This is a genomic window from Streptomyces neyagawaensis (assembly GCF_023516595.1).
Classification (GTDB): domain Bacteria; phylum Actinomycetota; class Actinomycetes; order Streptomycetales; family Streptomycetaceae; genus Streptomyces; species Streptomyces neyagawaensis.
Genome location: NZ_JAMGBG010000182.1, coordinates 1 through 11,201, shown reverse-complemented (window position 1 = coordinate 11,201; position 11,201 = coordinate 1). Strand labels below are relative to the sequence as shown.

Sequence of the window (11,201 nt, the reverse complement as noted above, 5' to 3'; positions counted from 1 at the left end):
AGCCGCTACCATCCAGCCCCCTGACCGGGCGCCGCAGCCGCTACCGCCCGGCCCCGAGGTCCGGGGCGTCCGGGCGGGTGGCCACAACCATCCGGCAGCGCGGGCTGCCGTCGGGGCGCTGCCCGAACTCGGGCAGGGCGAACAGCTCGACGTCGAACCCGGCCCGTTCCAGCTCGTGCCGTACGAGACCGAGACGGAACGGCCGGTAGTACATGACGAACGGCGGCCGCCAGACGGCGTTGCGGACCCGCATCGCCGCGTCGAAGCCGAGAGCAGCCCAGTACCAGGGCGATCCGGGTGGGGCAGGCGCCGGGAGCGGGAACGCGAAGCGGCCGCCCGGCCGCAGCACGGAGTGGACCTGTGCGAACAGGCCCGGCAGCTGTTCCGGCAGGAAGTGCCCGAAGGCCCCGAAGCTCACGGCCAGGTCGAAGACGGGCCCGAAGGGCAGCGCGAGGGCGTCGCCACGCACCCAGGAGAGGCGGGGAGCCCCGGCGGCGGCACCGTCCCGATCGTGGTCCCCGTCGGCGCCCCCGTCACCATCCCCGTCGCCGCTCCCATCACAGCCCCCGTCGCCGCCCCGATCGCGGTCTCCGTCACCGTTCCCGTCCCGGTCACGGCGGTCGCGGTCGTCGGCCCCCGCGGAGAGCCGGTCCCTGCCCACCGCCAGCATCCCGGCGCTGATGTCGACGCCGGTGGCGCTCTCCCGGCACAGCTCGCGGAGCACCTCCATGCCCGCGCCCGTGCCACAGCACAGATCGAGGCCGTGGCCGAAGGGGCCCATCGCGGTCAGGGCCCGTTCCACCGCGTCGAGGATGCTGTCCGGCGTACGGAACGGGGTGTGGTCGAACTTCGGGGCGAGCAGGTCGTAGCCGTGTTCGACGGAGGAGAGTGCCTGAACGGCGAGTTCGCGGAGGCTGGGGCCTTGCGGGGTGAACATCGGCTCAGCTTAGGCCTTGGCTCGGGGCAGCGGACGAGGGGTGCACTCGCCTAGGGTCACCGGTATGACTTCGTTCCGTCCTGCCCCGACCTGGCTGGCCGACGCCGTCTTCTACCAGATCTACCCGCAGTCCTTCGCCGACTCCGACGGAGACGGCATCGGGGACTTCGCCGGCATCACCGAGAAACTCGATCATCTGTCCTGGCTGGGCGTCGACACCGTCTGGCTGAACCCCTGCTTCGTCTCACCGTTCCGCGACGCGGGATACGACGTCGCCGACTATCTGAACGTCGCCCCCCGCTACGGCTCCAACGACGACCTGGCGGCGCTCGTCGACGCGGCCCGCCGCAGGGGCATCCGCGTCCTGCTGGACCTGGTCGCCGGCCACACCTCCGTCGATCACCCCTGGTTCCGGGCGTCGGCGGACGACCCGGACGACCACCGTTATATCTGGACGGCCGAGGGCCGGCCCGACGGCTTCGTCGACTCCCCCGGCACCCGGCCTGGCGCGTACCTGCCGAACTTCTTCGACTCCCAGCCCGCCCTCAACTTCGGCTACGCCCGCGAGGACCCGGCCGAGCCGTGGCGGCTGCCGGTCGACGCCGACGGCCCACGCGCCAACCGTGCCGCCCTGCGCACGATCATGGACCACTGGCTGGGTCTCGGCGTCTCGGGCTTCCGCGTCGACATGGCCGCGTCCCTGGTGAAGGACGACCCCGACAGGACCGAGACCGCCCGTGTCTGGAGGGAACTGCGGCACTGGCTGGACACCGCCCACCCGGACGCCGTGCTCCTGGCCGAGTGGGGCGAGCCCGAGGTGTCGATCCCGGCGGGCTTCCACGCCGACTTCTTCCTCCACTTCGGCGGCCCCACCGACGGCCTGGCCCTCCGCTCGCTGTGGAGCAACGGCGAGGGCACCGTCCACGACACCTGGGACCCCCTCGACTGCTTCTTCGACACCGGCGGCAAGGGCTCACCCCGCCCCTTCGTCGAGGCGTGGCAGCAGGCGACCACGGTCGTCGACGGCTCGGGCACGATCTCCCTGCCGACCGCCAACCACGACTTCTCCCGCCTCAACTGCGGCCCCCGCACGGCCGAACAGCTCCCCGCCGCCTTCGCCTTCCAGCTGACCTGGCCGACGCTCCCGGCGATCTACTACGGCGACGAGATCGGCATGCGCTACGTGCCCGGCCTGCCCGACAAGGAGGGCAGCGTCCTCGGCCCCCGCTACAACCGGGCCGGGTCCCGCACGCCCATGCAGTGGGACGACAGCCCGAACGCGGGGTTCTCCACCGCGCCGGCCGACCGCCTCTACCTGCCGGTCGACCCGTCCCCCGACCGCCCCACCGTCGCCGCCCAACGCGCCGACGACACGTCCCTGCTCCACCTCGTCCGCCGTCTGATCGCCCTCCGCCGCCACACCCCCGACCTGGGTCCCGGCGGCGCGATGGAGGTGCTGCACCTGGGTTACCCGTTCGTGTACCTGCGCGGCGGACGGTACCTCGTCGTGGTCAACCCCCAGCGCAACGAGGCGAGTTGCCCGTACAAGCCGGACGCCGGCACGCTCCGCCCCCTGGAGGCGCGGGGCGTGGAGGTCACCGACGGCGGGATCACCGCGCAGGGCTTCGGCTACGGGATCTTCGAACTCGGCGGCTGACCACCGGTGCCGTAGGCGGTGAGGAAGCGGTCGCGGAAGGCGTCCATGCGCCAGACCGGGGCGTCGTCGCCGGGCTTCAGGCCGTCGGACCAGCCCCAGTCGTCGATACGGTCGAGGACCTTCGGGTCATGGGCGACGATGGTGACCGGAACGTCGTGGTCGGCACCGTTGCCGCTGACGCTGGCCATGGGCTGGTGGTCGCCGAGGAAGACGAGGACGGTGTTCTCGTCGCCGTACTTCTCGACGTACTCGAGGAGGCTGCGCAGTGAGTACTGGACGGACTTGCCGTACTCCTCCTTCACCTTGACGGGGTCGGTGAAGACATCCGCCGGGTCCTTGCCGGCCTTCTCGACGGCCCGGTAGACGGAGCCGTCACCGACCTCGTCCCAGCCGACCATCCTCGGCAGGGGCGCCCACGGCTGGTGGCTGGAGGTCAGGATGATCTCCGACATCAGCGGCTTGCCGCCCTGCTTGGCGGCCTCCAGGCGCTCGAACGCGGTCAGGGCGTACTGGTCGGGCATGGTGGACCAGCTGAACTTCGGGCCGCGGTAGCCGAGGTCGCGGGAGTCGTACACCTTGTCGAAGCCGTAGAAGTCGCCCTCGGGCCAGTTGTACTGGACGCCGGGCACCACCCCGACCGTCCGCCAGGCGCCCGACTTGTGGAAGGCGCCGGGCAGGGTGAGGCGCTCGCCCGCGGTGACCGTGCGGTAGCGGTTCTGGTTGTCGATCCACAGGCCCGTCAGGAAGGTGGAGTGGCCGAGCCAGCTGCTGCCGCCGTAGGTCGCCGAGGTGAGCCAGCCGCTCCGCGCCGCGAAACCGGCCTTGCGCAGCGCCTCGTTCCGCTCGTCGAGTGTCGCCGTGACCCCGGGCGCGATGGCCGGGTCCTCAAGCGCGGCGCGGCCGTAGCTCTCGATGAAGGTGATCATGACGTCCTTGCCGCGCAGCCCGGTCAGCAGCCGATCGGCGGGCACGTCGGCGAAGGCGTCCTTCTTGGCCACCTCGGCGAACGCCGCCTCGTCCGCGAGGGTCTCCCGCGCGCGGGCCCAGCGGTCCTGCACGAACCCGATCGTGTTCCGGGAGGCGACCGGCGTGTCCTGAAAAGGCGTCAGGCCGAGGGCCGCGCAGGTGATCCACACGGTGCCCGCGACGACCGTGCCGCGCATGGCCCGTTCCCGGTGCCCGACCAGGAGGTTCGCGAGCCGGACCACGGCCAGCGCCATGACGCCGAACAGCGCGACGACCAGGGTCACGAGGCCGACGACGGCGGCGAGCGCGCCGGAGCGGCCGAGGGTGTCCTGCACGTATGACTCGGCGTCGTCGAGGAGCCCCCAGTCGAGGACGATGTTGAAGCCCCGGCCGAGGAATTGGTTGAAGCCGATGTCCAGGGACTTCACGACGATCAGCGCGGCCAGGCCCGCCCCGATGAGGACCGCGAGCGCCAGGCGCGGACGGCGCGGCAGCGCCATCAGCAGGGCGGCGCCGAGGATGGGCTCCACCGGGATCCGCAGGAACTGCGGGGCCGTGAAGTACTCGACGCTGCCCGGCATCAGCAGGGCGAACAGCACGAGGGCGGCGGCCAGCGCCGTGACCGTCCACGACATGCTCCGCGCGGCGACCGGATACCTCCGCCGGAACTCACGCGGGGCCCGCCGGAGCCGCTGCCACCGGCCGACACTTCCGGCGGACGCGTCGGTCGGTCCGGCGGGAGCGTCGGTCGAGGCGGATGGCACGTCGGACGACGGGGCCGACGTGTCGGTCGACGCCGGGTCGGTGTCGTCCTCCGTGTTGGTGTGCCTGGCCGTGTCGGTGTCCGGCAGTCGACCGGAGCGCGTGAAGAGCGACACCCGACGTTCCTTCCGTGCGAAGACCGCTGGTGGGACGGCGGTCCTGACTCGGGTGGGCGGGGCCGCCCCCTCCTGTACGGGGGGCCGTTCAGGTGAGTTCAAAGGCCGTCGGTAAGGAAATCCCTAACGTTTGGTGACGGGGAGTGGTACGCTGCGTTTGGCACGTGTGTATCGCCCGGTCTCGGGCGCCGGTGCCACTCTCTCAGTTCCTGAGATCTCCTCAGCTGAACCGACCGCCCGTCGATGTCCGACCGGCGTCAGCTTCTCCGCACCACCTCGCGCAGGGCTCAGCCGTACCCGCGGGTGTGTGCCTTCCCCTCCCCCCTCCTCATGCGTTTCTCCCAGGAAGTCCGCGAAAGGACACCCATGACCACCACCACACTCGAACACACTTCCACCCATCGGCAGTCCCCCACCCACGCCACCGGCGTCCTGGAGACCGTGCAGGGCGGGCAGGGGTTCCTGCGCGCCGAGAACGGACTGCCCACCGCCTCCGACACCCAGGTGCCCGCCGCGCTGATCCGCCGGTACGGGCTGCGCAAGGGCGACACCGTCGAAGGCGTCCGCGAGGGCCGACGCGCCCTCACCGAGGTCGAGCGGATCAACGGGCGCACACCCGACGAGCTGCGCGGCCGACCCCACTTCCACGACCTGACGCCCCTGCATCCCCGTGAGCGGCTGCGGCTGGAGCACCGGGCGAGCGGTCTGACGGGCCGTCTCGTCGACCTCCTCGCCCCGGTCGGCAAGGGACAGCGCGGGCTCATCGTGGCACCGCCGAAGACCGGCAAGACGGTGCTGCTCCAGCAGCTGGCCGCCGCCGTCGCCGCCAACCACCCCGAGGCCCACCTGATGGTGGTGCTGCTCGACGAGCGCCCCGAGGAGGTGACCGACATGCGGCGTTCCGTGCGGGGCGAGGTGTACGCCTCCACCTTCGACCGGTCCCCCAAGCAGCACATCGCGCTCGCCGAACTGGTCGTGGAGCGCGCCAAGCGGCTCGTCGAACAGGGCGAGGACGTCGTGATCCTGCTGGACTCCCTCACCCGGCTGTGTCGGGCGCACAACAACGCGGCCGCCGCCGGTGGCCGCACCCTCAGCGGCGGTGTCGACGCCGCCGCGCTGCACGGCCCCAAGCGCCTCTTCGGCGCCGCCCGGCTCACCGAGGAGGCCGGCTCCCTCACCATCCTCGCCACCGCCCTGGTGGACACCGGCTCCCGCGCCGACGGCTTCTTCTTCGAGGAACTCAAGGGCACCGGCAACATGGAACTGCGCCTCGACCGCGCACTCGCCGACCGGCGGGTCTTCCCCGCCGTCGACATCACCCCCTCCGGCACCCGACGCGAGGAACTCCTCCTGACGCCCGCCGAGTTGACCGCCGTACGCGGACTGCGGCGGGCCCTGCGCCCGCACGAGGGACAGGCGAGCCTGGAAACCCTCCTGGAGCGGCTGCGCGCCACCCCGGACAACGCGGCCTTCCTGCGGCAGGTGCAGCCCACCCTGCCCGCCGCGTGACCCCACGGCGTGTGCGGCATCCGGGTGCTCGGTCCGCTCTCCCGGCCCTGGCATCCCGATCCGCGGCGCGACCGTTCCTACGTTTGCGGTATGACCATCGGATCTTCACCTCGCGCTGCTCGCTTCTCCCGTGCCGCCGTCTGCTGCTCCGTCGTCTGTGTGATGGGGGCCCTCGCGATCGCGTCGCATCCCGAGGGCGTCGGCGGCTCGGTCGAGGTGGGCGCCCAGGACGCCAAGTCCTCGCAGGAACCGGCCTCCCTGTACCGGTCGGGAACCCATGTGAGACCGCGGGCCGGGGCGCCCCGGATTCCCGATGACGTCTCCGCCGTGGCGTGGGTGGTGGCCGACGCCCGCAGCGGAGAGGTCCTCGCCGCGCACAACGCGCACCGCAAACTGCCCCCCGCGAGCACCCTCAAGACCCTGTTCGCGCTGACCGTGCTGCCGAGACTCCCCGGAGGGCTCAAGCACACCGTCAAGAGCAAGGAACTCGCGGGCATCGGTGAGGGAAGCAGCCTCGTCGGCGTCCAGGAGAACCGCACCTACCGCGTGGCCGACCTGTGGCGCGGCGTCTTCCTCAGCTCGGGCAACGACGCCGTGCACGTCCTCGCCTCCCTCAACGGCGGCTGGCGGGCCACCGCCGCACAGATGCAGGACAAGGCCCGCGCCCTGGGCGCACACGACACCCACGTCGTCTCCCCCGACGGCTACGACGCCCGCGGCCAGGTCTCGTCGGCGTTCGACCTGGCGGTGTTCGGGCGGGCCGGACTGCGCAACGCGGAGTTCGCCGCGTACTGCGCCACCGCCACGGCGAAGTTCCCGGCGAGCGGCCGCTCGGGATACGGCATCCAGAACACCAACCGGCTGCTGACCGGCGCCGGGGTGGACCGCTACCCCGGCCTCATCGGCATCAAGAACGGCTACACCACCAACGCGGGCAACACCCTGGTCGCCGCCGCCGAACGGGGTGGGCGCACCCTCGTCGTCACGGTGATGCGCCCCCAGTCGGGCGTCGGGTTCGCCGTGTACGAGGAGGCGCGCTCCCTGCTCGACTGGGGCTTCCGGGCCGCCGGGCACGTCGATCCGGTGGGCTCCCTCCTGCCCCCGCGTCCGGCGGCCGCCCCTCAGCCCCGCCGCGCGTCGCCGCCGCCCGCCCGGGAGAAGGACCAGGCCGCGGGGCTCGGCTGGTCGGAGGCGGGGGTGATCGCGGGCTCGGCCGGGGTCGGCGCGGCGGCCGTGTCGCTGTTCCTGCGGCTCAGGGGGCGCCGGGGGCCGGGTGACTGACCGACGGGCAGCCGCAGCAACAGACCCAGCGTGATCCACACGTAGGTGTTGGACCCGACGAAGCCGGCCACGCCCGACGCGTCGTCGAACCACAGCCAGACGACGCTGCTGCACAGCAGCCCGTACAGGGCCGCCGTCAGAGGCAGCAGCCGCCGGTGTCTCAGCAGCACCGCGAACGACGGCAGCAGCCAGACCAGATGGTGGACCCAGGTGATCGGGCTGACCAGGCACGCGGTCAGCCCGGTGACGGCGAACGCCGCCGTCCAGTCCCCGGCCCGCACCGCCGCACGGGCCCGCACGGCCCAGACGCCGAGCACCGCCAGCACGAGCAGCGCCCAGAGCGCGCGACTCGGTTCATGGGGTGCGACCAGCCGGGCCAGGACGCCCTGCAGGGACTGGTTGGAGACGTAGTCGAGGCGGCCGACACGGCTGGTGTCCCACAGCGCCTCGGTCCAGTAGAAGCGGGAGGGGGCCGGGGCGACCCAGGCCGCCGCCGCGGTGGCGGCCGCGGCGACGGCCGTCGCGAGCCCGGCGGCACGCCACCGCCGGGCGAGCAGGAGCAGTCCGATGAAGATCGCGGGCGTCAGCTTCACCGCCGCGGCCAGCCCGATCCCCGCACCCGCCCACCGCCCCCGGCCGGTGGCCAGCAACCAGGCGTCGGCCAGCACCAGCGCCAGCAGCAGAAGGTTGACCTGGCCGAAGCTGACGGTGTCCCGGAACGGCTCGAACAGGGCGAGGGCGCACAGGACGAGGGAGGTGCCGAACCAGCCGTGGCGGCGCGGACGCGGCCCGGCGAGCACGAACAGCACCACCGCGAGCGCCACCAGATCCAGTCCCAGGCACAGCACGATCGCGGTGCGCAGCCCGACCCACGCCATGGGGAGCATCGCGACGGCGGCGAACGGCGGATACGTGAAGCCGTACGGCGTGCCCGGCACGCGGTAGTCGTAGACGCGACCACCGTGGTGGACCCAGGTGTCGACGGTGCCGTGGTAGACGCGCAGGTCGAACCAGTCCCGCAGCAGCGGCACCGTCGCGGTGAACACGGTGACCACCAGGGCCAGGCCGAGGACCAGCGCTACCCGGGCGCGGTCGGTGCGGGGCAGCAGCCGGTGCCGGCCGTCGGGGGCGCTCACGCGGTCCGCTCCAGGGCCGGTGCCAGGGCCGCCTGGTGGGCCTGCCAGAGCACGACCACCGCGAGGACTCCCCCGCACACCGCCAGGGCGAGCTGCTCGGTGTCCGCCGGGTTCCCGCTCGGCAGGACGGCCAGCGCGAGCACCCCGGTGGCGGCGACGAGCCTGTGCTGTGCCGAGGTGTTCCGGGCCGCCGCCGCGATGAGGAACAGCCCCCACAGCGCGTACCAGGGGCGTATCGCCGGGCCGAGCACGGCCACCGCGGCGAGGCTGAGGCCGAGCGCGTGGACCGGGCCGGGTCGCAGACGGAGCCAGATGAAGAGGACGACGGCGAGCGTCACCACCAGACCGGCGGCACGCCAGGCCGGGAGCGCGAACGGCGCCAGGTCGCTGCCGAGTCCGCGCAGCAGGTTCGTGGTGGCGCGGCCGAGGAGGGTGGTGGGCGACCAGTTGTGCGGGGAGACCGGGGTGCGCAGGGCGGCGATCCAGCCGTATCCCGTGCCGGTGAGGGCGGTCACGCCCGCGGTGGTGCCCGCGGCGACGGCGAGCGTCGTGACGGTCGTCCGTACCCAGCCGGTCCGGCTGCGCATCACGACCACCGCGAGCAGGCCGAGCGCGGCGGGTGCCTTGACCAGCGCGGCGAGGGTGACGAGGACGACGCCGAGTGCGTGGCGGCGGCCCCGCGCGGCCACGAGGCCGACGCCGAGCAGGCCGAGCATGATGGCGTCGTTGTGCGCGCCGGCCACCAGATGGAGCAGGACGAGGGGGTTGAGGGCGCCGAGCCAGAGGGCGACGGCCGGATCGCCGCCGTGGTGCCGGGCCAGCCGGGGCAATGCCACCGCCATCAGGGCCACACCGAGCAGCGCCACCATCCGCATGCCGATCAGGCCCTCCGGTATCCGCCCCTCCGTCAGGGCGGACAGCGCGGAGGCCACGGCGAGGAAGACCGGGCCGTACGGGGTGGCCGTGTGCCGCCACACCGGGGCGACCTCGTCGGCGAGGGGGCCGCCGAGCCGTGCGGGGCCGTGGGCATAGACGTCCATGTGGGCGTCGACCATGGCGCCCTGCGCGAGGTAGCTGTACACGTCCCGGCTGAACAGGGGCGGGGCCAGCAGCAGGGGGGCCGCCCAGACCAGCAGGACGACCAGCAGGGCCCGAGGGGTGGGGGGTTCAGGGCCTCGGACGACCTGCCCCAGCAGGGCCCAGGCGGCGATCAGCAGGACGACGCCGAAGTACACGCAGACCAGGCCGAGCGCGCCGCGTCCGGAGGCCGGTGACAGCAGGGCGCGTGTGGGCAGGGCGCCGGCGGTCTCGCCGCCCAGGGCGAGGAAGGCGGTACCGGCCAGGCCCAGGGCCTGGCAGCGGCGGAGATCGACGGGGAAAGCGATGGCCAACACTCGGTCAGCGTGTCAACGCCGGGTGGCGTCGAGGCGACGCCCCGTCTGCGGGACGGGGGCCGCGATGCGACCGGCGGGTGATCTCGCGCGTACGTGAGCGGGTGGTGGGCAGGACGGCGGAACCGGGTGGCTCGGAGGACGGCGTGATCGGGCGGTTCAGAAGACGGCGCATGGGGCCGTTCAGAACCGGAAGACGGCGTGCTGGGGCCGTTCAGAAGACGGACAGGCCTGTCAGTGTCGTGAAGCGGTCCAGGGCCGCGACGCCCGCGACCGAGTTGCCCCGCTCGTCCAGGCCGGGGCTCCACACGCACAGGGTGCAGCGGCCCGGGACGACGGCGATGATGCCGCCGCCCACGCCGCTCTTGCCGGGCAGGCCGACGCGGTACGCGAAGTCGCCCGCGGCGTCGTACGTGCCGCAGGTGAGCATGATCGCGTTGATCTGCTTGGCCTGGCTGCGGGTGAGCAGACGGGTGCCGTCGGCGCGGACGCCGTGCCGGGCGAGGAAGGTCGTGGCGAGGGCGAGGTCGGCGCAGGACGCGGTGAGCGAACACTGGCGGAAGTACTGGTCGAGGAGGATCGGTACGGGGTTGTCGATGTTGCCGTACGACGCCATGAAGTGGCCGAGGGCGGCGTTGCGGTCGCCGTGCGCGGACTCGGAGGCGGCGATCTCGGGATCGAAGTCGAGCTCCGGGTTGCCGCTCTCCGCGCGGAGGAAGGCGAGCAGTTCGCCGGCCGCGTCGCCGGTGCGGCTGAGGAGGCGGTCGGTGACGACGAGGGCGCCCGCGTTGATGAACGGGTTGCGGGGGATGCCGTTCTCGTACTCCAGCTGCACCAGGGAGTTGAAGGGGTTGCCGGACGGTTCGCGGCCGACGTGCTCCCAGAGGGTGTCGCCCTCTCGGGCCAGGTCGAGGGCGAGGGTGAAGACCTTGGTGATGGACTGCGTGGAGAACGGCTCCCGCCAGTCCCCCACGCCGTACACCGTGCCGTCGAGTTCCGCGACGGCCATGCCGAAGCGCCGCGGATCGCGGGCCGCGAGCGCCGGGATGTAGTCGGCGGGTCGGCCACGGCCCGGGGTCCGCTCGATCTCCTCGGCGATGCGCTCCAGGACCGGCTGGAAGGTGAGGGACGACGTCGTTGTCATGATCACCATTGTGCCTCCTTTGTACCGGTCCCGGAGCATAGACCCAGGTCAGGGCCGGTCTCGCACGGGGTCAGGAGCGAAGGGCTCCGCTGCCCGCGAGGACCTCGGGCCGCAGCAGCTGTTGGAGCCGCTCGGCGGGCAACAGGCCCTTCTCCTGGACGAGTTCGGCGACGCCCCGGCCGGTGGCGAGGGCCTCCTTGGCGATGTCGGTGGCCGCCGTGTAGCCGATGTGCGGGTTGAGGGCGGTGACCAGGCCGATGGAGTTCTCCACCGCCGCGCGCAGCTCGTCGACGTTGGCGGTG

At 72.7% G+C, this 11,201-nt stretch carries 7 protein-coding genes and 2 pseudogenes; 3 read left to right on the top strand and 6 right to left on the bottom strand.

Features of this window, described 5'->3' with window-relative positions:
- Positions 1–40: 40 nt before the first annotated feature.
- Positions 41–937: a class I SAM-dependent methyltransferase gene (locus tag M8J73_RS41940; RefSeq protein WP_055542029.1), complete on the bottom strand. Its 897-nt coding sequence runs from the start codon at positions 935–937 to the stop codon at positions 41–43.
- 64 nt (positions 938–1,001) lie between these two features.
- Between M8J73_RS41940 and M8J73_RS41935 the strand changes: the two genes are divergently transcribed.
- Positions 1,002–2,594 (top strand): alpha-amylase family glycosyl hydrolase, encoded by a 1,593-nt coding sequence (locus M8J73_RS41935; RefSeq protein WP_055542030.1) that lies wholly within the window; start codon positions 1,002–1,004, stop codon positions 2,592–2,594.
- On the opposite strand, the gene M8J73_RS41930 is transcribed toward M8J73_RS41935, so the two are convergent.
- Positions 2,567–4,438 (bottom strand): sulfatase-like hydrolase/transferase, encoded by a 1,872-nt coding sequence (locus tag M8J73_RS41930; RefSeq protein ID WP_055542031.1) that lies wholly within the window; start codon positions 4,436–4,438, stop codon positions 2,567–2,569. The two genes, M8J73_RS41935 and M8J73_RS41930, sit on opposite strands and share 28 nt — an antisense overlap.
- A 366-nt stretch (positions 4,439–4,804) precedes the next feature.
- Here M8J73_RS41930 and rho point away from each other — a divergent pair, with 366 nt between their 5' ends.
- Entirely contained in the window at positions 4,805–5,947 is a 1,143-nt protein-coding gene (rho, locus tag M8J73_RS41925) for a transcription termination factor Rho (protein ID WP_055542032.1), read from the top strand.
- Between the two features lie 90 nt (positions 5,948–6,037).
- A pseudogene (locus M8J73_RS41920) lies at positions 6,038–6,883 on the top strand (D-alanyl-D-alanine carboxypeptidase family protein); the annotation flags it as partial.
- Between the two features lie 185 nt (positions 6,884–7,068).
- On the opposite strand, the gene M8J73_RS45705 reads toward M8J73_RS41920, so the two are convergent.
- The 4 genes and pseudogenes from M8J73_RS45705 to aspA all read right to left on the bottom strand — a co-directional run.
- Positions 7,069–8,364, bottom strand: a complete 1,296-nt coding sequence (locus M8J73_RS45705; protein WP_372504104.1) for a glycosyltransferase 87 family protein — start codon at positions 8,362–8,364, stop codon at positions 7,069–7,071.
- A complete protein-coding gene (mptB, locus tag M8J73_RS41910) occupies positions 8,361–9,749 on the bottom strand; it encodes a polyprenol phosphomannose-dependent alpha 1,6 mannosyltransferase MptB (RefSeq protein WP_055542258.1) in 1,389 nt (462 codons plus the stop codon). The genes M8J73_RS45705 and mptB overlap by 4 nt, the downstream gene beginning before the upstream one ends.
- A gap of 220 nt (positions 9,750–9,969) precedes the next feature.
- Positions 9,970–10,908 carry a glutaminase gene (locus M8J73_RS41905; protein ID WP_055542257.1) on the bottom strand — a complete coding sequence of 313 codons (939 nt, stop codon included), beginning with the start codon at positions 10,906–10,908 and terminating at the stop codon, positions 9,970–9,972.
- A gap of 61 nt (positions 10,909–10,969) precedes the next feature.
- A pseudogene (gene aspA, locus M8J73_RS41900) lies at positions 10,970–11,201 on the bottom strand (aspartate ammonia-lyase); the annotation flags it as partial.

Coding starts and splice junctions, on each gene's coding strand:
- rho (WP_055542032.1), top strand. CDS start 4,805: ATGACCACCACCACACTCGAACACACTTCCACCCATCGGCAGTCCCCC.
- M8J73_RS41905 (WP_055542257.1), bottom strand. CDS start 10,908: ATGGTGATCATGACAACGACGTCGTCCCTCACCTTCCAGCCGGTCCTG.
- M8J73_RS41935 (WP_055542030.1), top strand. CDS start 1,002: ATGACTTCGTTCCGTCCTGCCCCGACCTGGCTGGCCGACGCCGTCTTC.
- M8J73_RS41940 (WP_055542029.1), bottom strand. CDS start 937: ATGTTCACCCCGCAAGGCCCCAGCCTCCGCGAACTCGCCGTTCAGGCA.